Below are 22254 nucleotides of genomic sequence, written 5' to 3'. Positions count from 1 at the left end.
ACAAGGTAAAATGCTATCATTGCTATTTACCAATAATAAAAATCATAATGGATAAACACCTATTGCAGATCGGTTCCCAGGCATTAAGAACTGCAGCATTAAATGAAGATTCGAAAGCGTATATATTGGCTAACCCGGTCCTGTTCCAGCTTTTCAAGAAGGCGGCCAATAGATATATCGGCGGAGAAAATTTGGAGGAGACTATTGTTAAAGTCAAAGCTTTAGATAACCTGAAAGCCTCTATCGAATTTATGGGTGAAAGTACCAGGACGGAACAGGAATCAAACAATGCTACTAAAGAGTTTATTCATATCTGTGAACAAATAAGATTGCAGCATTTAAATGCTACCGTGTCTCTTGATCTATCTCATATAGGGTTAGCGGTTTCAAAAGAACTCTGCTTAAATAATTTAAACGCTATTTGTAATGAAGCCTCTAAATCAGGCATTGAAATTATTATAAGTGCAGAAGGAACTGAAAGGACAGACGATATTCTCGAAACCTATAAAAAAGCAATTAAAAATTATGATAATCTCGCTATAACCCTGCAGGCATATCTATATCGAACGAAAGATGATTTTGCAGAGATTAGAAAAGAGACAGGAAGAATAAGAATCGTAAAGGGTGCATTTGAGACTGCTAATGGACTTTCTATGTCCCGAGGTGAAAAACTTGATGACGTCTATCTGGATTATATTGCGCAGTTACTTGCAGAAAATCATAAATGTTCGATTGCCACACATGACAAAAAAATACAGTCAGCTGCGAAATTACTAATTCAGAAACATAACCCTTCAAAAGAAAACTATGAGTTCGAAAGTCTATTTGGTATCTGCAATGACCAGCTCTATTCGCTCAAGGACGAAGGTTATCAGACGAAGCTTTATTTTGTTTACGGAAAGGAGTGGTACTTATATCTATGCAATAGAATAGCAGAATACCCGATGAGCATATTTCAAGCCTTAAACGACGTTGTACAATAAATGATTTAATGCGTAGGTTTTACAGGTATGATATTTCCTTTTTCATCAAAATACATGCGATCTATACAAACCTCACGATTGAATCCTGCCGCATCACCCATATTTATGCCATCCGGATAGCTAAACCTATGGTAAACCATATACCATTCATCTTTCCCGGGAATTTGCAATACAGAGTTATGCCCTGTACCGTAAATACCCTGGGAAGGATCCTTTTGAAGAATTAAATTATTTTCGCGAATCTCTATCGGCCCGGTTGCGGAGTTGGAGGTTCCATAACGCACGCGGTAATTCTCACTGCGGGTATCCTCTTCTGACCAAAGGAAATAATAGGTTCCTTTGCGGTAAAATACATAGCATCCTTCTCGGAATGTCTCATCAGTCTGAAGTACTTTGGTTGTATTCTTTTTCAGAGAGATCATATCTTTATTCAGTTCGGCTACGGCAAGATATCCATTTCCCCAATACAGATAACTTTTGCCTGTTTTGGGGTCGATAAATACAGCCGGATCAATTTCCTGTCCTTCTTTTACACCATTGGGTTTAGTGCTGACCAGCGGTTTTCCCGAATCTGTAAATGGACCTGTTGGCTGCTCAGAAACGGCAACTCCGATCTTTTGAGCAGCTGTGAAGTAATAGTAGTATTTATAAACACCATTAATCTTTTTTTCTGCAATCGTCGGTGCCCAGGCGTTACGGTCTGCCCAGCTCACATCTTTCTTCAAATCAAGAATCACGCCTTCATCGGTCCAATTCTTCAGATCCGGAGAGGAGAAAGTTTTAAAGTAAGTGCCTCCCCAGCCGTCAAAACCATCGCTGGTTGGATAGATATAGTATTTCTTGGTTTTATTGGAGTATAATACATCCGGGTCAGCATAGAAACCGTCAAGCACCGGGTTGGTTTTAAGCGTCAGTTCCATGTCTATTGGTATGCCCCAGCGATTTGTCAGGTTTTTCAATTCCTGACGGGAGACCGGAATAATTGTTCCGTGCCGCGGATGAAAATCCATCTTCACCTCATGATCTATCACTTTGAATTTATCCAGATCGTAGCTTTCACAAAACTGATATTTTCCTTTACCATACACATCATACATGAGGATGTATTTGTCGGAATTGTTTAGCTTAAACACGCTGGAGCCTTCCACTGCATCTTTCGTCTGCTGTTTGTATCCTTCTTGTTCAATCCATTTTCCGGAAGTCAGGGAATCGGTAAGTGCCAGTTTTATCCCGTTTCCGTGCCCTTCAGTTTTATAAAACAAATAAAACAATCCATTTTTGTTAATAATGTCACCATCGATACAGGATTTGCCGTTTTTTGGATTGAACAGTACTCTGGGTTCTGATTCGAAGTCCGTAAAATCACTGTTTACGTAAGCATAATAGATTATATCCGGACCTGCGCCATGCTGCATAGACCAGTAGACCATATATTTTTTTGCTGCGGGATCGAATATCGTTTGCGGTGCCCAAACACGTTTCAGGTCTTCTTGCCCTTTATAACGTTGTTGTATATTGATAACTGTATGTTTCCAGTTCACCAGATCATTAGATTTCATCAGGATGAGGGCCCGGTTAGAATCCCATCCTTTTGAGGAAGTCATATCTGTCAGTACCATATAGAACGACCTCCCATCCTCTGCGCGAAGTATATGTGGGTCACGAACGCCGCCGGTAGAGCTGATTAGCTTGGAATCAATAATTGGCTCATTATTATTTAATGCGCGGTAATTGTAACCATCAGTACTGATGGCAAAACAGACAGACTCATCTTTAACGTCATTCCCTTTAAAGTAGGCGAACAAATAACCAGCAAAATCCTTATCGGCCGGCCCGGATTTATAAACCTGACTGAATGAGTTACTGATAAAGGCTATTTTTAAAAAGGCAAGAAGGATCAACCGCGGACGTAGAAATTTTTTCATCATGAAGTACTGAAGTTTTTAATTAAAATTTATAAACCTGTTATCTGTTTTCCGGTAATAACAGCACCTCCGCCAGATAGTAATTTAAGCGTTATTTGCTTGTTCTTTTGAAGATTTACCTTTTTTATTTGTGGCTGCTTGTCACTCTTGTCCGAGTATAGCGTAATCATTTTATCAGATAACATAGGTAAAGAAACCGTTATTGTTTTTTCCTTCTCTTCTGCGTTGATGGCTGCGATGTACCAGGTTTCTCCATGGCGTCTCGCCAATACACAATATTTTCCCGGATAACCGTCAACAAATACCGTCTCGTCCCAGGTTGTTGGAACCTGTTTCATGAAATCTATCACATGAGTTGATATATCGTTCAGATTATTAGGCGTTATACCGAAATTCTGCACAGGGGTTTGAAATAAGACAGCTGTTGCCAATTGAAAGGTTTCACTGGTCTTCCTGATGGTTCCTCCATTATTTTCCCGGTTATGACGTTTGTTCAGCAGGACAGGACCAAAGTCCATTGACCCCACAGCATTACGTATGAAGGGGTGTAAACTTGCATTAAATGCCTCTGCATCATTTGCCTGCTGGGTGAAAATTAGGTTTTCAGATGCCAGTACAGCTTCACTTCCCACAAAATTGGGGTACATCCTTTCCCAGCCACGCGGCAGGGTACAACCATGAAAAATAACGGTGAGTCCATAAGTGTTTGCATCCGATAGAATATCCTCGTACAACTTCATCGTTTCCTGCTTGTCGCCGCCGAAAAAATCTACCTTGATACCTTTTATGCCTATACGCTGCATCCAGGCCATCTCACGCTTCCTTGCAACAGCGGTATTCATTCCGTTTTTTGGCCCTTGCGGCGCGTCATTCCAAAAGCCATTTGAATTGTACCAAAGGCATACGCCCACATTTTTATCTTTGCCATACGCTACCAGTTGCTCTATTTTATCACGGCCTATTTTTGTATCCCACCAGTTGTCAACCAAAACAAACTCGTAGCCCATATTGGCTGAGAGATCGACAAACTTCTTTTGGTCATCAAGGTTAATACTGTCGTCCTGCCACAATAACCAGCTCCAGGTTGACCTACCGAATGAGTATTCTTTAGACGCTTTATACTGAGGCTCAACCACGTCAAAAGGTATAGTTGTTTCGACAATTGGCTTAAGGTTATTCCCTACAGTGAGGGTTCGCCATGGCGTGGCGCCGGGCAAAGCCATAGTGGGGTTTGCACTCCCGATTCCGTTGTTTTCGCCAGTTTCGGGAAAGGCTAATTTATACATCCCGTCTTTGGTTCCTTCGCTCAATTTCGAGCCGCAGTAGAGTGCATTTACACCAGTTTCTGAGAGTAAAATCCAACCCTTATCGCCAACATGAAAAAGGGCTGGGAAGGTATATCCTACGCCATATTTCGAAGGAACGCCCATCGCCTGATCTGGTATGTATTCTTCTTCATAGCTGGGTTTCGTTTTCATCCAGCCAATCATGGGAGAGGCTTGTGGAGTTAAAAAAGTTGTGGTTGCCAAAGGGAACTTATATCCGGTTAGTTCTTCTTCAATAGTTAAATTGGCAGGTTCACCTGTTTGCGGAACTTGATAGCGGAAAGCAATATCATTATTGCTTACCCGAAAGACTACCTCTAATTGCTGTTTATTTGGATTTTCGAATTTACAGATCAGTTCATTGGCCTGATACCTAACGGTACTTATTTTAATTTTTGGTTCCGAATAGGTCTGATCAATCCGTTTTGAATTGCTGCTGATCAGACGAAGATTTGAAGACAAATCTACCTGACTGCCGCGCAACCCTAAAGGGGACTTTTCCAGCATTTCATTTTCTTGCAGAAGCACATTATAATACAGTTTGCCCTGGTCTAAGGATAATTTGACGGTCAGTTTTTTATCCGGGCTGGAAATATGGAGATCCTGAGCAGAAGATTTGGAAAAGCAGAATGATAATATAAATACGTAAATAATACTCCTGATAGGGGACATAAGCAAGATCAGCTGTTTAGATATTTGGTTAGTTGGGCCTCAAAGTAAGCATTATTTTTTAAACGTAGAAAAGACATTTAAAAAACATGAAATGATACGAACAGGTAAAAAACACTTCGCTTCTTTTTGCCTAAAAAACCTGATCCGGCTAAGATCTTATCCTTAAGGATTGAAAATCAGCATAATAAAGACTAGAAACAGCACGAGGTGCATGATGCCTACCATTGGCGTTGTTCTTTTGCCTAGAAAGGTCATCAGGCTTAATAACAAAGTGATAATAAACAGGATCATTTCTGTAGCTGTAAGCCCGAATAATACTGTTTTACCTGTGATCAGTCCGACGATAAGGACAGAAGGAACTGTTAGCCCAACAGTGGAAACAAAAGCTCCGTGGCAAAGATTGATGGCACGCTGAAATTCGTTGTTAAGTGCGGCTTTAACCGCTGTCATGGATTCCGGAGTGAATACGATAATTGCAATTAAAACGCCGCCCAATAAAGGTGGTAGATTGGCGGCTTTAATTCCGTAGTCAACCACTGTAGCCATATTATGCGAGAGCAGAACAATTGGTAATATTGTTACGATCAAAACGGCAGAACGGATAATGATCTCGTTTTTATTACTTTTGGAAGGATCATCTACAGGGCCTGTAACCGTAAGCAGATCACTATTCCGCTCAGCAAAAGGGATCTCCATCTTTCCTTTTTGGGGCTGTATATAGAGATGCCTGTATCCCTTCATCTGCAACAGGAGGAAAAATCCATATAAAATAATAATCAACGAAGAAAGAACGATGGCCTGTGTATTGCTGAAAATTCCATTTCCGGCCCCCTCTATGAAATTTGGGAGCATCATCCCGATACTTCCCAGCATGATAATCATCCCGAGGTAAGACATTGCGCCCTGTGCATTGTACTCCTGTTCTCCATATTTTAGCCCACCTAACAGAATACATAGTCCGATAACCAGGTTCATAATAATCATCATCACTGAAAATATAGAATCCTTACCAATCGTCGGGAATTCTCCGGGGCCAAGCATAACTGCCGAAATCAGAATGACTTCAATGGAAACAATAGAAAGTGTTAATATTAATGTGCCGTACGGTTCGCCGAGTTTATGAGCTAGCTCATCGGCTTCTTTTACAACACCAAAGGCAGCTCCTACAATCGTCAGAAGGAGGATCAGGAAAGCTATTACTGCCGTAGTAGAAGACATAGATTCGCCTAGTAAAGAATGGCCAAACACCGTGAAAAGCCCTACAATTAACCATATTGCGATTAATTTAAACCGGGTCTTTGCAGGGATGATTTCTGCTATTGATAAGGTGTTTTTTATTTTACTACCTGACATAATTTATTTCTGTTTAAACTATTAATAAACAGCGCAAAAATATCAAGAATTAATCAAAGCAAAATTATCCTATGATAAATAGTAGTTTGTGACGATGACTATTTCTCTTTGCGAATCCGGCTTAAGCTTACGGGTGTAATACCAAGATAGGAAGCTATATACTTTAGTGGAGCACGTTGAATGAGGCTGGGTGAGTCTGCCATTAGTCCATCATAACGTTCTTTAGCAGATAATAACGCTGTTGATACAAATCTGCTTTCTAGTTTCAGCAGTTCTTTTTCGGCCAGTTTTCTTCCCCAGTTAGCGATGTTTATATCCCGGTTATAGAGCTCATTTAAACGGTCTATCTTCAATTCATAGAGCTCGCAATCTTCCAGAAGCTCGACATTTTCATAACTTCTTTTGCGTTCCACGTAACTCCGCATCGATAGAATTGTTTCTCCTTCTTCACCAAACCAAAAGGTGATATCCATTTCTTTTTGTGGCGCGAATGCCCTCACAATCCCTTTTTTTATAAAGTAGATACTGGTTTCGATTTTGTCAGCTCTTAACAGAATATGGTTTTTAGGATGGGCGATTTCAGAAATATTATCTTTTAATGTGGCCTTGGCATTGGCAGGAATGTTATGGATCTGCTCTATAATTTCATCTATCTTCATTCAGCTCATTTTTTAATTTTTTCTCTATGGTCGAAAACAGGTGATCATAACCACAATACAAATTAAGATAAAAAATCAAGGACTACTTTATAAAAAGGGGAATTGAAAGCACTCTTATCTCTTGAATAAGATAATTAATCTTAGCTTGAAGTTAACTTAAAGTTAATCTGGTTATGTGTTGGTGTTGTCAACATTTCAGACACACTTTGTTCGGACTTCCTTCGGACTTCCTTCGTTGTTCCTTCAATCGGAATCGAAGAAATAACGGAGGAAGTTCGAAGAGGATTTAAAGTGAATACGACTAACACACCAGATGCATTGTCGTATAAGGATAATTATCTGTTCAGCGACTTGGCTTTTGGTTTAAACAAAAAAAACCAGGTAGTTCTGTTACGATACTACCTGGTTATACTATTTATTTAGCCTGTTTTTTTTAAGCTGTCTTTGTACCTTCTGCGTATGGCTTAAGTGATTCGTTTAAGATAGAATTCCAGCCTGCAGTGAAACTCTCCCTTGAAAAATTAGGGTCACCATCAGGGAAACTTTCAATACCGCTGTGAATGATAGTAACGCGGGTTTTGTTTTTTCCAACCGAATTGAGCTGAAATGTAACCTCCGATTCACCAGGATATTCTTTATATCCCCATGAATATGTTAGCCGGTACAATGGCACAACATCCAGAATTACACCTTTGTGGAGATATTTCTCTCCTTCACCTTTGCCTTTAAAAGTAAAATTAGTACCCTCAACCAGACTAAAGTCAGGAATATCGAAGTACCAGATTTTCATGGCATCCCGGTCTGTAATTAACTTCCATAATTCAATCGGGGACGCATAGACTACGGTTTCAGTTATTAAAGAATTCTTATTCATCATATTTAATTTGGCTTGGGAAAATCCCTTTATACTTATTCAATTATGCTTGATATTGTTTCAATGCTTCTTCTAAACAATCCATCGCATTATTCAGATCATCAGTATTCAATACATAGGCCATTCTCACCTCGTTCTTTCCTGAACCAGGACTTGAATAGAAGCCTGTCGCCGGTGCCATCATCACAGTGGCGCCTTTGTACTCAAAATTTTCAAGAATCCACTGACAAAATTTATCAGAGTCGTCAATCGGTAAAGAGGCAACTACGTAGAATGCTCCACCTGGATTCGGGCAAAATACACCATCTATAGCGTTAAGGCGTTTTACTAAAGTATCGCGTCTTAAAGTATATTCTTTGTTAACTTCTTCGAAGTAACTGTCTGGTGTGTCTACGGCTGCGGTTCCGGCAATCTGTTCAACCATACCCGGACTGAGTCTTGCTTGCGCAAATTTTAGTCCAGATTGTATAACTGCCTTGTTTTTTGTAATTAAACAACCTAATCTTGCACCACAGGCACTGTATCTTTTAGATACTGTATCCATAATTACCACATTTTCGTCCAGCCCTTCCAGATGCATCGGCGAGATAAACTCCCTTCCGTCATAACAGAATTCACGGTAGGCTTCATCAGAAAACAGGAATAAATCATATTTAAGACAGAGTTCCTTTAATGCTTCCAGCTCTTCTCTCGAATAAAGGTAACCTGTTGGATTATTTGGATTACAGATAATAATCGCTTTGGTTTTAGCTGTTATTAATTTTTCAAATTCGGCTATCGGAGGTAATGCAAATCCGTTCTCTATGTAGGACAATATAGGTTTAACTACTACATTACTCATACAGGCGAAGCCATTGTAATTAGCGTAAAATGGTTCAGGTATAATAATCTCGTCACCTTCATTTACACAAGTTTGCATGGCAATAGTAATTGCTTCAGAACCACCAACTGTAACCAGGATATTATCCGGAGTAATATTATAGCCTAATTTGTTATAATATTCCGTCAGCTTGGTTCGGTAAGAAAGGGTTCCTTCAGATGCAGTATAAGCCCAGACGTTGAAATCTATATTTTTAATGGCATTCAGCATACCTTCCGGCGTGGCAATGTCAGGTTGGCCGATATTTAAGTGATAAACTTTTTTTCCTTCTTTTTTTGCCTGATCAGCAAATGGAGTAAGTTTCCTGATTGGCGAAGCGGGCATTTGCAACCCTTTTTCTGAGATATGTGGCATGTTACAAAAATAAAAAACCTCGTTAATTAACGAGGTTTAATTGAATAAATTATAAATGACTTAAATTACTTTCCAGCGACAGTTTCGCCTTTAATATATAAGACTTTTACCGGCGTTTTAGCATTGGAAGAAATTGTTACGCTCTTGCTGAACGGTAAAGGAGAGCCTGCTGGTGTATAGGTAACTTTAATGGTTCCGGTCTCACCCTTTTTTATTGGAGTTTTAGTATAATCAGGAACTGTACACCCACATGTAGACTCAACTTTAGTTAAAATCAATGGCTGATCTCCAATGTTGGTAAACTTAAATTCTACGGTTGCAGGGCTCGCCATAGAGATTTTTCCAAAATCGTGCGTTTCTTTTTCAAATTTAAATTCTGCTGGTTTGCTCTGTGCAAAAGTTGCAGTACTGACACCCAATACGAAGGTTAATAATACGATTAGCTTTTTCATTTATGTGTTAATTTAAAATTCAGTAGTAAATATTTACGGGATTGATCACCATTGATTTAACCCCGTTTTGAACAAATTTAGTCTTTTCATTCAGATTTCCAATTGGCTGAAGGAATATATAAATTACGTTCGGTATCGGGACGTAATTTAGAAAATTAGTATCTTTGCCCAATAAACTTTTGTGCTTATGATGCTAAATGACAAACTTACCACGAACCCTATTGATGCTTCAGAATTAAGTTTTGACGACTTTAAAACTATTGTGATCGCTGATTATAAGATCGCATTTGAAAGTAGGCAAGCCAGTTTACTAGGCCGTAAGGAGGTTTTAACAGGTAAGGCAAAATTTGGCATTTTTGGTGACGGGAAAGAACTTCCGCAGATTGCCATGGCCAAAGCATTTCAAAATGGAGACTGGAGATCGGGGTATTACCGTGACCAGACTTTCGCATTTGCCACAGGTATTTGTACCATTAAGGAATTTTTCGCTCAATTATATGCTAATCCTAACGTGGAGGCCGATCCGGCTTCGGCGGGCAGACAGATGAATTGCCATTTTGCAACACGTTCTTTAAATGAAGATGGTTCCTGGAAGGATCTGACGGCTATGAAAAATTCATCCTCAGATATCGCTCCCACGGGTGGACAAATGGCCAGATTAGTTGGCTTAGCTTATGCTTCTAAACTATATCGCCAGAATCCGGAGTTAAATTATCTTAAAAACTTTTCTGTAGAAGGAAATGAGGTAGCTTTTGGAACTATAGGGAATGCTTCGACTTCTGAAGGGGTCTTTTTTGAAGCGATTAACGCAGCTGGTGTATTGCAGATCCCGATGGCTATGTCCGTCTGGGATGATGCTTACGGAATTTCTGTTCCTGCTAAATATCAGACCACTAAGGAAGATATATCTGAAATACTGAAGGGATTCCAGCGCGACGAAGACAACGCTGGTTTCGAAATCTATAAAGTCCGTGGCTGGGATTACCCCGCCTTATGCGAAACATACCAGCAGGCAATAAAAGTTTGCAGGGAGGAGCATGTTCCGGTACTAATCCATGTTACAGAAGTGACACAGCCACAGGGTCATTCGACTTCTGGCTCGCATGAACGTTATAAAAGTAAAGCACGTTTGGAATGGGAGAAAGAATTTGACTGTATCCGCCAGATGCGTATCTGGATGCTGGAATCGGCGATAGTAACGGAGGAAGAACTATCAGCACTGGAAGATACGGCCAAGAAAATGGTGCGTGAAGCGCAGAAAGAAGCATGGAATGAGTTCTTGAACGATATTAAAGTCGAAAAAGACCAGGCGATTGCTTTGATCAATGCGCTTGCTGTTTCCAATCCTTTACTCAAAAAGTTATCTGCTAATCTGGCCGCAACGCCGGATGCGCAACGAAAAGAGGTTATTTCTGCCGTCAGAAAAGCATTACGTTTAACATTGAGCATAGAAAGCGAAGAAAGAAATGCACTGTTGAGCTGGTATCAGGAAGAAAAAACAGCCAATGCGGAAAGATATAACTCCAGGTTATTTACAGATGGTGTGGAATCTCATATACACGTTAAAAATGAGGCGGCAAGCTATCATGAAAACAGTAAAATGATCGATGGCAGAGAATTACTGAATGCCTGCTTTGATGCCAATTTCAGACGCGATCCGAGATTGGTTGCGTTCGGAGAGGATCTGGGTAGCATCGGTGACGTAAATCAAGGATTTGCAGGTCTTCAGGCTAAATTCGGAGAGTTACGGGTCACTGACACCGGAATCAGGGAAATGACCATTGTAGGGCAGGGAATAGGCCTTGGATTAAGGGGCTTAAAACCTATAGCGGAAATACAATATCTGGATTACCTGCTTTATGCGATTAATATTTTAAGTGATGATCTGGCCAGCCTGTCTTACCGGACTAAAGGCGGACAGAAATCTCCTGTAATTATCCGTACCCGCGGACATCGTCTGGAAGGGGTATGGCATTCAGGATCACCTATTGCAATGATTCTCGGTTCGTTGAGAGGCCTGCATATCTGCGTACCGCGTAATATGACGCAGGCAGCCGGTATGTATAATACACTTTTCCGTTCAGATGAACCTGCTTTGGTTATTGAGTGTCTGAATGGTTACAGACTGAAAGAAATGATGCCTGATAATGTTGGTGAATATACAGTTCCCTTAGGCCAGGCCGAAGTGATTAGAACCGGAACCGATATTACTGTCGTTTCTTATGGTTCAACGCTCAGAGTGGTAGAAGAAGCTGCTGAGGAATTACTGAAAATGGGGATCTCGGTAGAGATTATTGATCCGCAGACTTTACTTCCTTTCGATCAGGAACAAGTATGCCTGGCTTCTCTTCAGAAAACAAATAAATTACTGGTTGTTGATGAAGACGTACCAGGAGGAGCGTCTGCCTATATTCTACAGCAGATTATGGAACAGCAGGGCGGATATTATTATCTGGATGCACAACCACAGACTTTAACAGCAAAAGCCCACCGTCCGCCTTATGGTTCTGACGGTGATTATTTCACAAAACCTTCCGTGGATGACGTGGTAGAAACTATTTATGGGATGCTGAATAAACATAACCAACAAAAATACCCTGCTATTTATTAATAACAGGGTATTCAATTGATATTTAAAACCAGTAGGCTAATTAAAGCTTGCTGGTTTTATTTCTTAAAAGCAGATCTGCGATAACCAGTGCCGCCATTGCTTCAACAATGACAACTGCACGTGGTACAACACATGGATCGTGTCTTCCTTTTCCTTTTATTTCTGTAATCTCTCCTGCCGCATTGATGGTTTGCTGGCTATGCATGATCGTAGCAACCGGTTTAAAAGCGACATTAAAAGTAATTTCCATTCCGTTGGAGATACCACCTTGTATACCCCCCGAGAAATTCGTTACTGTTTTTGCTCTTGTTCCACCGGATAGAAAGATATCATTATGCTCAGAACCACGCATTTCGCTTCCTGAGAAGCCAGAGCCATATTCAAAGCCATGTACAGCATTAATGCTCAACATCGCTTTACCCAGCTCAGCATGGAGTTTGTCGAAAACAGGTTCTCCGATTCCTGCAGGGCAATTACGAATAATACAGCTGACTTTTCCGCCGACTGTGTCACCATCCTTCCTGATGCCGTCAATGAATTCAATCATCTCTTTTGCTACTGCCGGATCGGCACAGCGAACGATGTTTTCTTCTCTGATTTGCAGCAGTTCCGGAATTTCCAATGCCTGTAGCTGCGGCGCCTGTATGGTACCAACAGCAGAAACGTGTGCGAATATCTCTATCCCGTGATGCTTTAAAAGGAGCTTGGCAATTGCACCTGCCGCAACTCTGGCCGCCGTTTCTCTTGCTGAGGACCTCCCTCCGCCACGGTGATCACGAATCCCATATTTTGCGTCGTAAGTATAGTCTGCATGTGAAGGACGGTATACAGTTTGATTATGGTTATAATCTTTTGAACGCTGGTCTTCATTAGGGATTAACAGCGCTATCGGTGTCCCTGTACTTTTTCCTTCAAATATTCCTGACAGGATTTGTACAGTATCACTTTCCTTTCGCTGCGTGGTAATTTTACTTTGCCCAGGTCTGCGTTTGTCGAGCTCTGCCTGAATAAAATCAAGGTCCAGCGGCAAGCCTGCGGGGCAGCCATCAATGATAACGCCAATAGCAATACCATGAGACTCCCCAAAAGTAGAAATGCTGAATAATGTTCCGAATGTATTGCCTGCCATTATGAATGAATTAAAGTTTCAACTTCTTTTACCGTAAAGCCAGCTATTTCCAGGTCTTTCCAGAAATCCGGATAAGACTTTTCTACAACATGATAATCTTCAATTTCAACCTCTTTAATCAGCAGGCTGAGTGGTGCGAATGCCATTGCCATCCGGTGATCGTCATAGGTGCAGAATGTTACCTTTTCCGGAAAAGCCAGCTGACTGCAGTCAAGGGTGTAAATTTCCTGCTCTTCTTTTAGAAGAACCCCGATTTTAGCTAATTCCTGTTGCAGGGCGAGTACACGATTGGTCTCCTTAATTTTAAGGGTCTCCAAACCAGTAAAGGCAAGATTCAGTCCTTTAGCTGCTGCACAAACAATAATAGTTTGCGCAAGGTCCGGACAGTTTTTAAGGTCAATAATTTGATCTATCTGCTGTGAAGTACCGGATTTCAATGAAATACCTCCTTGTATATGTGCAGTTCTTACACCAAGATCAATCATTAATTCTTGAATCTGGCTGTCTCCCTGCAAGCTTTCCTGCCGCAGGTTGGATAAATTAATTACTGCGTTATCAGCCAGAGAAGCAATACTATACCAATAAGATGCAGCGCTCCAGTCGGGCTCTACAGTTAAGGTAGCAGGCTGATGATTTTGTTTTTCGATTCTGATTGTATCTGCTGTCCAGGTATGCGAAATTCCAGCTGCGGCGAGCATGTCCAGTGTCATTTCCAGATAGGGTCTGGAGGTTAATCCGCCTTCGATATGAAGGGTTAAACCGTTTGTTAGGCTGGAAGCAATGATCAGCAGCGCAGATAGATACTGGCTGCTGACATTTCCTTTGATAAATACCTCAGCTGATGGAGCGTTCAATCCACCTTTAATATGCAAAGGTGGATATCCGTCATTTTTCGTATAACTGATATTCGCACCGATACTTTTTAAAGCGTCAACCAGAATTCCGATTGGTCGCTCCTGCATCCGGGAAGATCCTGTGAGCAGGAATTCTTCATGGATAGTGGAAAGGTAAGCTGTCAGAAAGCGCATAGCTGTTCCGGCATGACCAACGTTTACTGTTCTTAGCCCGGCAGCAGGGGTTTCCAGTTCCTTCAGGATTCTTTGAAGGGTAACGGTATCAGCTGCGTCCGAAAGGTTCTCTGCTTTAACCACTCCGCCACTCAAAGCAGCGATAACCAGCGCTCTGTTGCTTTCGCTTTTAGAGCCGGTCAGGGAAATCCCGGCTTGAATGTCTTTAGGTCCTGTAAAGGAAATAACTGCGTTTGGTTTCATCAGGAATCTTATTTAGTTTGTTGCTTCTTCTGCTGCTGCTTTAGCTACTTCTTCTTCAGTTTTACCTTCATTCATAATCTCGTTTTGTTTACGGATTGATTCACCGTGTACCAATTCAAGGAATTTTTCTGTGAAGTTGAGGTCTAATTTCATCGCTCTTGCAAAAGCACTTCCTTTTTTAAGGATTTCATCCCAACGGTTAACCTGAAGGATAGTTACTTTGTTATCTCTTTTGTACTGACCGATTTTTTCAACGATAGCCATACGCTCGCCTAATTTCGTAATCAGTGTATCGTCAATCTTATCAATTTGCTTACGTAATTCTGCCAGTTTATCTGAAAATGCCGGATTTGTAGATTCTGGTTCACGTACACTTAATCTGCTTACTAACTCTTCCAGCGCAGCAGGAGTTACTTGTTGTTTCGCGTCTGTCCATGCAACTGAAGGATCGATATGAGATTCGATCATCAGACCTTGCATATCCATATCCAGTGCTTTTTGTGAGATATATGGAATCAATTCACGGTTACCACAGATGTGTGAAGGATCATTGATGATAGGTAGTTCCGGGCAATGTGTTTTCAACTGGATAGCAAGTTCCCACATTGGTTCATTGCGGAAAGAGCTTTTCTCATACGAAGAGAATCCACGGTGAATTGCACCCAATTTGGTAATTCCTGCATTGTTAATTCTTTCCAGTGCGCCGATCCATAAAGAGATATCAGGATTAACCGGGTTTTTAACTAATACAGGGATGTCAACGCCTTTCAATGCATCAGCAATTTCCTGTACTGTGAAAGGATTTGCAGTAGATCTTGCACCGATCCAAAGGATATCAACGCCTGCTGCCAATGCTTCTTCAACGTGTTTCGCAGTTGCTACTTCAACAGCTGTAGGAAGGCCTGTTTCGGCTTTTGCTCTTTTTAACCATTCCAGTCCAATGCTGCCAATACCTTCAAATTCTCCCGGACGGGTACGCGGTTTCCAGATTCCAGCTCTTAAAACAGATACTTTTCCGGTTGCTGCCAGTAAATGTGCGGTAGACAGTAACTGTTCTTCAGTCTCTGCACTGCAAGGACCAGAAATAATAAGAGGTTCGCTTTTAAGGTTTATCCAGCTGCTTAATGGTTGGATGTTTAAATTCAATTTCATGTTAAGGTGATTTTAATTCGTTTATTGTTGTTTAATTGTGATTTTCTTGTTTTTGACGGGATTATACTTTATCGTTCTTCTCGTATTCACCCATAATATTAAAGTTTACCGTATATTTTAATGACCTGCGGATCGCTTCGTCATATTTGGCTATGTCTGACCACTCCATGTCTACATAGAAGTAATAATCATTTCTTTTACCCAGAACAGGCATAGATTGAATTTTACTTAGATTGACATCTTGTTTTGCGAAAATATTCAGGACTTCAGAAAGTGCTCCGACATGGTTGCCCACCTGAAAACAGATAGATGCTTTATTGATAATGCCAGGGTTTTCTGCTTTATCGTTTTTTAGGATAAGAAAACGGGTGTAATTCTTTTTATTTGATTCTATTCTTCTTTCAATAATATCCAATCCGTATAGCTCTGCAGCCATTGCATTCGCCACAGCGACAGTATCAGTTAACTGCTCTTCTTTTATTTTTTTGGCACAAGCTGCCGTATCTACACTTTCTACTATTTTTAAATGAGGAAATTCATCGAAGAAATCAATACACTGACGGATTGCAATAGGATGGGAGGTTACATATTTAACATCTTCTATTTTAACACCTGGTAATGCCATTAAATGTAACTGAATACCCAGGTAAACTTCTCCGGTAACTGCAAAGTTGTACTCTCTGATCAAAGTGTAGTTCGGTAACAGGCTGCCGGCAATGGAATTTTCAATTGCCATTACCACATAGTCAGCTTCACCTGCAGCAAGCACATCACAGGTTTGCTTGAAGGAATTACATTCTATGGTCTGGATATCCTTACCAAAGAATTTGAAGGCAGCTTCTTCGTGAAATGAGGCCTTGATTCCCTGTATAGCTACTTTTGTCAGTTTTTTCATTGGTTTATCTTCTTTTTAATTTTTTTTGATAAAAAAAAAGTCCCGGCGTTTTGCCGGGACTTTTCATATACAATTATCTTGATTATTTTGATTGCATATCAGTCCCGGCTCTTACTAAAGAAGTAAAAGTTAAAAAACCAATATGTAGTGATATTTCTCATTGTTTGTTTCTTGTGGATATTCTTATTAAAATATCTGTGTTTGTTGTTTTCGTTCTGCCAAATGTAACAACAAAATTTAATTTGTCAATATTAAAATAAAAAAAATTATTTTTTGTTCTCCTGTTCTCTTAATTCGTCCTGCAATACTTTCGCGATCTGTGTGCTGCCGTCGTGGCTCCATCCGGGAGGACAAAACACATATTTTATCTTATTCTTCCATCCAGGTGCTTTTCTGACATCTGATGACAGGGCGAAAAACTCATGGAAAACCGTACTTACCGGCCCGGTATCATCAGGTTGATGGGTGAGACCATAGGTGATGGGTTCTTGATCTTCAGGAAGTTCTTCCTGGAACGTTCCAAATAATCTGTCCCATATGATTAAAACCATACCCATGTTTTTATCGAGATATCTGATATTACTGGCATGATGAACGCGATGATGGGACGGGGTTACGAAGATATACTCAATCCAGGGATGTAATTTCCCTACAGTCTGCGTATGAACAATATTTCCATAAATCTGTGTAATCAGGTATGCATACAGGATATCCAGTGCGGAAAAACCCATAAAAGCGAGCGGAAGGTAAAAGAATACGCGATAAAGAGGTTCAAACACTGTAGACCTGAACCCTGTTGTCAGATTGAAATAAGACGAGGAATGGTGGGTGACATGCATGGCCCAGAAGAACCGGATATAGTGACCTGAGGTATGGAGAATCCAGTAGAGCAGGTCCTGAATTAAAATTAAAGTCAGCCAGTATAAAAAGACATTTTTAATTTCGAACAGACGGAACTGATAACAATAGTCTAATAAAAAAAAGGTCCCTGCCTTAGTTGACAGGTTGATGAGGAATGCGAGCCCCATCAGGTAAACGTTTGTCCAGGTATCCTTTTTTGTATAAAGCTTTCTATCGTGAAAATAACTAAAGTACATTTCAGCTATGGAAACCAGAATTACGGTGCCGAAAAGTGTTCCTATCGTTAAACTTCTAGAATCAAGTAGCATAAATTGAATTGTAAAACCTTAAACTCTCATTAATGTCGGTTTCAGAAACGCGACAGTTATAAGTACACTTACCAATCTTTTCTAAAAGGGAGAAAAGAATATGACCATTTTCATTTTTCTTGTCACTCTGCATCAATTTTGCCAATGCTTTGAATGACTTCTCTTTAATGTGGTAGGCTGGGTAAACTGAGGCGATGTAAGTTTTAACTTCTTCGAGTTCAGTCTCAGTCAGTGTACTGTTTTTCCAGGAAAGCCAGGCTTCACAAATCATACCAACAGCGATTGCTTCGCCATGGGTAAGAGATTTTTTATCATTATTTAATGAATAACTTTCAACTGCATGGCCGATTGTATGGCCAAAGTTTAAGATCTTTCTGATATTCTTTTCGAGCGGATCAGCAGTGACGACTTCATTTTTAATCTGCACCGAACGGTAAATTTCCTCTACTGGAAGCTCATTGAAGCGCTGTGCTTTTAATCTTTCGAAGTAAGCACTGTCGGCAATAAGACCGTGTTTGATCATTTCAGCAAAACCAGAAAGTAATTCTCTCTCCGGTACTGTTTTTAGAAAAGCAGACTCGATAAATACAGCTTTTGGTAAAGTGAATGTACCGACCATATTTTTTACATTATCGATATCAATTCCCGTTTTGCCACCGACTGAAGCATCTACCTGCGATAAAAGTGTGGTTGGAATATTTATGAAATCAATTCCTCTTTTATAAGTGGAAGCAACAAAACCACCCATGTCTGTAATAACACCACCGCCGAGATTAATCATCAGCGCTTTACGATCGGCACCGAAATCAAGTAATGTTTTCCAGATACCGATGCAGAAATCAATGTTCTTATTTTCTTCACCAGGATCGGTTTCAATCAGATCAAACTCGCTGAAATCATCGAGCATTTCACGGAAAACAGGTAAACAATGTTCCGATGTATTGATGTCAGCAAAAACAAACACCTTACTGTATTTTCCTTCTTCAATTAATGCGGTTATCGGATCAAGGGAAGTCTCGAAATGTATATAAGTACCTGCACTTTCTAACTTCTCCATTAAACTACTTTTACTTTTTGTCCCATAAAATCAATCAGATCTCCCTGACGCACCTTTAAGCGTTTACGGTAATCTACTTCGCCGTTATATTTGACCAGCCCATCTTCTACAACAGTCTGTGCTTCACCACCACTTTGAACAAGTCCGGTGGCCTTTAACAGCTGTATCATGGGGATAAATTCGCCTTCTAATTTAAATTCTATCATAGCACAGCAAATTTACAATTAATTTCCAGACAGATATGCCCTTGTAAGTATCGGAATTTATATTTTTGCCTCCGATTGACCAATTATCCAATTAAAAACCAAATGTCTCAGGGAACAAAATTAAATTTTGATAATACGGAAATTGCTTTCCGTAGTAAATCTAAAGCCGAATTGAACAGTGCTTACTGGCTGTTTAAAATTATGAGCAGCAACTTTTTAACCCAGGTGGGGCCGCCGGTTACCAATCTGATGTTAAATGTAGGCCTGCCAATTCAGGGAATTATTAAAAAAACTATTTTTAAGCAGTTCTGTGGCGGTGAAACCATTGCTGAATGCGAAAAGACAATCGCTCAGTTAGGCACTGTAAAAGTTGGTACAATCCTGGATTATTCTGTGGAAGGAGAGGAGGAAGAGCATGTGTTTGATTATACCTGTGCAGAAATTATCCGTACAATTGACAGGGCAGAAGGAGATCCCAGGGTTCCAATCACAGTATTTAAAGTGACAGGTATCGGGCGTTTTGGATTATTGGAGAAACTGGATGCGAAAGCAGAATTAACAGCGGATGAGACGGCGGAATTTGAAAAGGTAAAAAAACGCTGTGAAAGAATCTGTCGTACTGCTTACGAAAAGAATGTTCCGATCATGATAGATGCAGAAGAGACCTGGATTCAGGAAACAATTGATCAGTTGGCGATTGATATGATGATGTTGTTCAACAAGCAAAAACTGATCGTTTATAACACTTACCAGATTTACCGTCATGATAAGCTGGCCGATCTTAAAGCTGACCATCTGATAGCCAAGGAAGCGGGTTTTATTCTCGGCGCCAAAATCGTAAGGGGCGCCTATATGGAGAAAGAAAGAAAACGAGCTGCAGAGATGGGTTATCCTTCGCCTATACAGCCCGATAAAGCAGCTACTGACAGGGATTATGATGCTGCCATTACTTATTCGGTTGAAAATGTAGAACAAATTGGCATCGTCTGCGGAACGCACAATGAAAATAGCTGCCGTATTCTTGCAGATCTGCTAGATAAATATCAGATTCCACACAATCACCCGCATGTTTACTTTGCACAGCTACTGGGTATGAGTGACAACCTGAGCTTCAATCTGTCCGATTCTAACTATAACGTGGCTAAATATGTTCCTTATGGTCCGGTAAAAGCTGTGATGCCGTATTTGTTCAGAAGAGCCCAAGAAAACACTTCTATTGCCGGTCAAACCAGCAGAGAACTGGATTTAATTTTTCGGGAGAAAAAAAGAAGAAATATCTGATTATAAAATATGCTTTAAGCGAAAAGCCTGCATCTCAGCTAATGAGTGCAGGCTTTTTGCTTATTGGTGTTTTTTTTTTAATGTTGTTGTTTTTGCATTGCTGCAGCGGCATCAATCCCTAAACCACTTGCAACGGCCATTCCCAGGCTAATGTCAGCTCTAAACCAATGGCAAAGCTGTAAATTGATTATTTGATCTCTTCTCGGACCGCTTATACCGCTCATCGCACCTACAATGTTATTGATGAGGTTCTGACGGTCAGCATCGGTCATTACTTTACGGAAAAGGTCACCAGGTTGTGTATAATGGTCATTATCGCCTTCCCCTTCATTTCTGTCATACCAGTCTGCAACATTCGATTCAAGCTCCCATGCTGGTTCTTTATAACTTTCATCAGGGACAACATCGCCGAAACTATTTGGGTAATAGTTAGGGTCTTCATTACCATTTCCATCTACTCTCATCTGACCGTCCCTGTGATAATTGCTGACCATAAATGGACAGGCATTTACCGGGATCTGCTCGTAGTTAACGCCCAGGCGGTAGCGATGTGCATCTGCATAAGAGAGAATCCGCCCCTGCAGCATTTTGTCTGGTGAAAATCCAATCCCATCGACCAGGTTTGATGGCGCAAAAGCAGCCTGCTCCACATGTGCAAAGTAGTTTCTTGGTACTTCATTCAATTCGATTTCACCTAAATCGATTAAAGGAAATTCTCCATGAGGCCATATTTTTGATAAATCGAACGGGTTCCAGCGGAAGGTTTTCGCTTCTTCTTCTGTCATTACCTGAATTTTAACACTCCATTTAGGGAATTCTCCGCGGTCAATTGCTTCTACCAGATCTCGCTGTGAATGATCCATATCCTGTGTGCGCATGGCATCTGCTTCAGGTCCGGTGAAGTTTTTAATCCCCTGCTGGGTTTTAAAATGGAATTTAACCCATACGCGTTCATTTTCGGCATTAATCATAGAATAGGTATGACTACCAAAGCCATCCATATGACGGTAGGAGTAAGGGGTTCCACGGTCGCTCATTAAAATCATAACCTGATGGAGGCTCTCCGGATTTAAGGACCAAAAATCCCACATCATGGTCGGGCTTTTCAGATTCGTCCTTGGATCACGTTTCTGTGTATGTATAAAATCACTGAATTTTTTCGGGTCTTTAATAAAGAAAACCGGTGTATTATTACCAACCAGATCCCAGTTTCCATCTTCTGTATAGAATTTTAACGCAAAACCTCTTGGATCTCTCTCGGAGTCTGCACTTCCTTTTTCACCTCCAACGGTAGAAAATCGCAGGAATATCTTGGCAGTTTTGCCGATCTGATTAAATATTTTAGCTTTCGTATACCTGGATATATCATGGGTGACTTTAAAAGTTCCATATGCACCTGTTCCTTTTGCATGGACAACACGTTCAGGAATCCGTTCCCTGTTGAAGTGCGCCATTTTCTCGTGAAGTATAAAGTCTTGTAATAAAAGCGGACCTCTTTTTCCAACTGATTGGGAATTTTCGTGCTCTGCATAAGGTCTTCCGGACGCAGTTGTCAATTTTCGGTTAGTCTTTTTGAATTCTTCCATGATTTTTCTGTTTACGGTGATAAAAGTAGCTCCTATTTAATGAGTGTCAAAACACGTAATTTCTATAGTGGTATAGAGTGAAACTATATGGGCTAAAATTTCTGTTTTCCCATCATCAGGTCACCAAATAATGCGAAATCGCCTATTAATGTCCATAAAGGATATTTAAATGTGGATGGTTTGTTCTTTTCGAAATAGCGATGTCCTATAAATGAGAAGACTGAAACTGATACAGGCATCAGGGCAAAGAAGATGACTTCATGGAAAAGCATTGCCGCAACAAATAGTAATGCCGCGAGTCCTACGCCTGTAAAATGAAGAGCCCTGTTTGTCGAGTTCTGATGTTCAGCCAGATAATAAGGATAGAATTCTTTAAGTGTATTGAATTTTTGAGGTTTGCTTGTATTGTCTTGAATCATT

19 protein-coding genes are annotated in these 22254 nt (G+C 40.5%); 3 read left to right on the top strand and 16 right to left on the bottom strand.

Annotated elements, in window-relative coordinates; all coding sequences use genetic code 11:
* The first annotated feature begins 47 nt into the window (after window positions 1–47).
* Complete coding sequence (locus BM192_RS08350; protein ID WP_037443761.1) at window positions 48–983, top strand: proline dehydrogenase family protein; 936 nt, start codon at window positions 48–50, stop codon at window positions 981–983.
* A gap of 5 nt (window positions 984–988) precedes the next feature.
* On the opposite strand, the gene BM192_RS08345 is transcribed toward BM192_RS08350, so the two are convergent.
* The 7 genes from BM192_RS08345 to BM192_RS08315 form a co-directional block, all read right to left on the bottom strand.
* On the bottom strand, window positions 989–2911 hold the full coding sequence (locus tag BM192_RS08345; RefSeq protein ID WP_201771410.1) for a glycoside hydrolase family 43 protein: 1923 nt from the start codon (window positions 2909–2911) through the stop codon (window positions 989–991).
* Window positions 2912–2937: 26 nt separating this feature from the next.
* Window positions 2938–4905: a glycoside hydrolase family 97 protein gene (locus BM192_RS08340; RefSeq protein WP_037443757.1), complete on the bottom strand. Its 1968-nt coding sequence runs from the start codon at window positions 4903–4905 to the stop codon at window positions 2938–2940.
* A 162-nt stretch (window positions 4906–5067) separates the two neighbouring features.
* Window positions 5068–6258: a calcium:cation antiporter gene (locus tag BM192_RS08335; RefSeq protein ID WP_074963951.1), complete on the bottom strand. Its 1191-nt coding sequence runs from the start codon at window positions 6256–6258 to the stop codon at window positions 5068–5070.
* A gap of 98 nt (window positions 6259–6356) precedes the next feature.
* The gene (locus BM192_RS08330) at window positions 6357–6917 is read right to left on the bottom strand and encodes a Crp/Fnr family transcriptional regulator (protein ID WP_037443755.1); all 561 of its coding nucleotides are present in this window, start codon (window positions 6915–6917) and stop codon (window positions 6357–6359) included.
* A 433-nt stretch (window positions 6918–7350) separates the two neighbouring features.
* Complete coding sequence (locus tag BM192_RS08325; protein ID WP_081857556.1) at window positions 7351–7794, bottom strand: SRPBCC family protein; 444 nt, start codon at window positions 7792–7794, stop codon at window positions 7351–7353.
* 40 nt (window positions 7795–7834) lie between these two features.
* A complete protein-coding gene (locus tag BM192_RS08320) occupies window positions 7835–9025 on the bottom strand; it encodes a pyridoxal phosphate-dependent aminotransferase (RefSeq protein WP_037443753.1) in 1191 nt (396 codons plus the stop codon).
* A 65-nt stretch (window positions 9026–9090) separates the two neighbouring features.
* Window positions 9091–9477 (bottom strand): DUF1573 domain-containing protein, encoded by a 387-nt coding sequence (locus BM192_RS08315; RefSeq protein WP_037443750.1) that lies wholly within the window; start codon window positions 9475–9477, stop codon window positions 9091–9093.
* A gap of 187 nt (window positions 9478–9664) precedes the next feature.
* On the opposite strand from BM192_RS08315, the gene BM192_RS08310 reads away from it, so the two are divergent.
* On the top strand, window positions 9665–12088 hold the full coding sequence (locus BM192_RS08310; RefSeq protein WP_051760185.1) for an alpha-ketoacid dehydrogenase subunit alpha/beta: 2424 nt from the start codon (window positions 9665–9667) through the stop codon (window positions 12086–12088).
* A gap of 40 nt (window positions 12089–12128) precedes the next feature.
* On the opposite strand, the gene aroC is transcribed toward BM192_RS08310, so the two are convergent.
* The 7 genes from aroC to BM192_RS08275 all read right to left on the bottom strand — a co-directional run bounded on the left by aroC (window position 12129) and on the right by BM192_RS08275 (window position 18967).
* The gene (gene aroC, locus BM192_RS08305; protein WP_037443747.1) at window positions 12129–13217 is read right to left on the bottom strand and encodes a chorismate synthase; all 1089 of its coding nucleotides are present in this window, start codon (window positions 13215–13217) and stop codon (window positions 12129–12131) included.
* Window positions 13217–14488 (bottom strand): 3-phosphoshikimate 1-carboxyvinyltransferase, encoded by a 1272-nt coding sequence (gene aroA, locus BM192_RS08300; protein ID WP_037443744.1) that lies wholly within the window; start codon window positions 14486–14488, stop codon window positions 13217–13219. Before aroA ends, aroC begins: the two co-directional genes overlap by 1 nt.
* Before the next feature lie 12 nt (window positions 14489–14500).
* On the bottom strand, window positions 14501–15640 hold the full coding sequence (locus BM192_RS08295; RefSeq protein ID WP_037443741.1) for a chorismate mutase: 1140 nt from the start codon (window positions 15638–15640) through the stop codon (window positions 14501–14503).
* Between the two features lie 61 nt (window positions 15641–15701).
* A complete protein-coding gene (locus BM192_RS08290; RefSeq protein ID WP_037443739.1) occupies window positions 15702–16535 on the bottom strand; it encodes a prephenate dehydratase in 834 nt (277 codons plus the stop codon).
* A gap of 266 nt (window positions 16536–16801) precedes the next feature.
* Window positions 16802–17704: a sterol desaturase family protein gene (locus BM192_RS08285; protein WP_037443736.1), complete on the bottom strand. Its 903-nt coding sequence runs from the start codon at window positions 17702–17704 to the stop codon at window positions 16802–16804.
* Complete coding sequence (aroB, locus tag BM192_RS08280; RefSeq protein WP_037443734.1) at window positions 17694–18761, bottom strand: 3-dehydroquinate synthase; 1068 nt, start codon at window positions 18759–18761, stop codon at window positions 17694–17696. Before aroB ends, BM192_RS08285 begins: the two co-directional genes overlap by 11 nt.
* A complete protein-coding gene (locus BM192_RS08275; protein ID WP_037443732.1) occupies window positions 18761–18967 on the bottom strand; it encodes an RNA-binding S4 domain-containing protein in 207 nt (68 codons plus the stop codon). The genes aroB and BM192_RS08275 overlap by 1 nt, the downstream gene beginning before the upstream one ends.
* A gap of 102 nt (window positions 18968–19069) precedes the next feature.
* Here BM192_RS08275 and BM192_RS08270 point away from each other — a divergent pair, with 102 nt between their 5' ends.
* Window positions 19070–20248 (top strand): proline dehydrogenase family protein, encoded by a 1179-nt coding sequence (locus BM192_RS08270; RefSeq protein ID WP_170844847.1) that lies wholly within the window; start codon window positions 19070–19072, stop codon window positions 20246–20248.
* A gap of 77 nt (window positions 20249–20325) precedes the next feature.
* On the opposite strand, the gene BM192_RS08265 is transcribed toward BM192_RS08270, so the two are convergent.
* Together BM192_RS08265 and BM192_RS08260 are read right to left on the bottom strand one after the other, a co-directional pair.
* Window positions 20326–21834, bottom strand: coding sequence for a catalase (locus BM192_RS08265; protein WP_037443730.1), 1509 nt, complete (start codon window positions 21832–21834; stop codon window positions 20326–20328).
* Between the two features lie 92 nt (window positions 21835–21926).
* Complete coding sequence (locus BM192_RS08260) at window positions 21927–22253, bottom strand: Mpo1-like protein (RefSeq protein WP_037443728.1); 327 nt, start codon at window positions 22251–22253, stop codon at window positions 21927–21929.
* Between the last annotated feature and the right edge of the window lies 1 nt (window position 22254).

Source organism: Pedobacter antarcticus, from assembly GCF_900112985.1.
Lineage (GTDB): Bacteria > Bacteroidota > Bacteroidia > Sphingobacteriales > Sphingobacteriaceae > Pedobacter > Pedobacter antarcticus.
This window is presented reverse-complemented; position numbering and strand designations above follow the sequence as displayed.

Bases quoted from the DNA above. Each gene is read 5' to 3' on its own strand.
- BM192_RS08350 (WP_037443761.1), top strand. From the start codon at position 48: ATGGATAAACACCTATTGCAGATCGGTTCCCAGGCATTAAGAACTGCA.
- BM192_RS08345 (WP_201771410.1), bottom strand. From the start codon at position 2,911: ATGATGAAAAAATTTCTACGTCCGCGGTTGATCCTTCTTGCCTTTTTA.
- BM192_RS08340 (WP_037443757.1), bottom strand. From the start codon at position 4,905: ATGTCCCCTATCAGGAGTATTATTTACGTATTTATATTATCATTCTGC.
- BM192_RS08335 (WP_074963951.1), bottom strand. From the start codon at position 6,258: ATGTCAGGTAGTAAAATAAAAAACACCTTATCAATAGCAGAAATCATC.
- BM192_RS08330 (WP_037443755.1), bottom strand. From the start codon at position 6,917: ATGAAGATAGATGAAATTATAGAGCAGATCCATAACATTCCTGCCAAT.
- BM192_RS08325 (WP_081857556.1), bottom strand. From the start codon at position 7,794: ATGATGAATAAGAATTCTTTAATAACTGAAACCGTAGTCTATGCGTCC.
- BM192_RS08320 (WP_037443753.1), bottom strand. From the start codon at position 9,025: ATGCCACATATCTCAGAAAAAGGGTTGCAAATGCCCGCTTCGCCAATC.
- BM192_RS08315 (WP_037443750.1), bottom strand. From the start codon at position 9,477: ATGAAAAAGCTAATCGTATTATTAACCTTCGTATTGGGTGTCAGTACT.
- BM192_RS08310 (WP_051760185.1), top strand. From the start codon at position 9,665: ATGATGCTAAATGACAAACTTACCACGAACCCTATTGATGCTTCAGAA.
- aroC (WP_037443747.1), bottom strand. From the start codon at position 13,217: ATGGCAGGCAATACATTCGGAACATTATTCAGCATTTCTACTTTTGGG.
- aroA (WP_037443744.1), bottom strand. From the start codon at position 14,488: ATGAAACCAAACGCAGTTATTTCCTTTACAGGACCTAAAGACATTCAA.
- BM192_RS08295 (WP_037443741.1), bottom strand. From the start codon at position 15,640: ATGAAATTGAATTTAAACATCCAACCATTAAGCAGCTGGATAAACCTT.
- BM192_RS08290 (WP_037443739.1), bottom strand. From the start codon at position 16,535: ATGAAAAAACTGACAAAAGTAGCTATACAGGGAATCAAGGCCTCATTT.
- BM192_RS08285 (WP_037443736.1), bottom strand. From the start codon at position 17,704: ATGCTACTTGATTCTAGAAGTTTAACGATAGGAACACTTTTCGGCACC.
- aroB (WP_037443734.1), bottom strand. From the start codon at position 18,761: ATGGAGAAGTTAGAAAGTGCAGGTACTTATATACATTTCGAGACTTCC.
- BM192_RS08275 (WP_037443732.1), bottom strand. From the start codon at position 18,967: ATGATAGAATTTAAATTAGAAGGCGAATTTATCCCCATGATACAGCTG.
- BM192_RS08270 (WP_170844847.1), top strand. From the start codon at position 19,070: ATGTCTCAGGGAACAAAATTAAATTTTGATAATACGGAAATTGCTTTC.
- BM192_RS08265 (WP_037443730.1), bottom strand. From the start codon at position 21,834: ATGGAAGAATTCAAAAAGACTAACCGAAAATTGACAACTGCGTCCGGA.
- BM192_RS08260 (WP_037443728.1), bottom strand. From the start codon at position 22,253: ATGATTCAAGACAATACAAGCAAACCTCAAAAATTCAATACACTTAAA.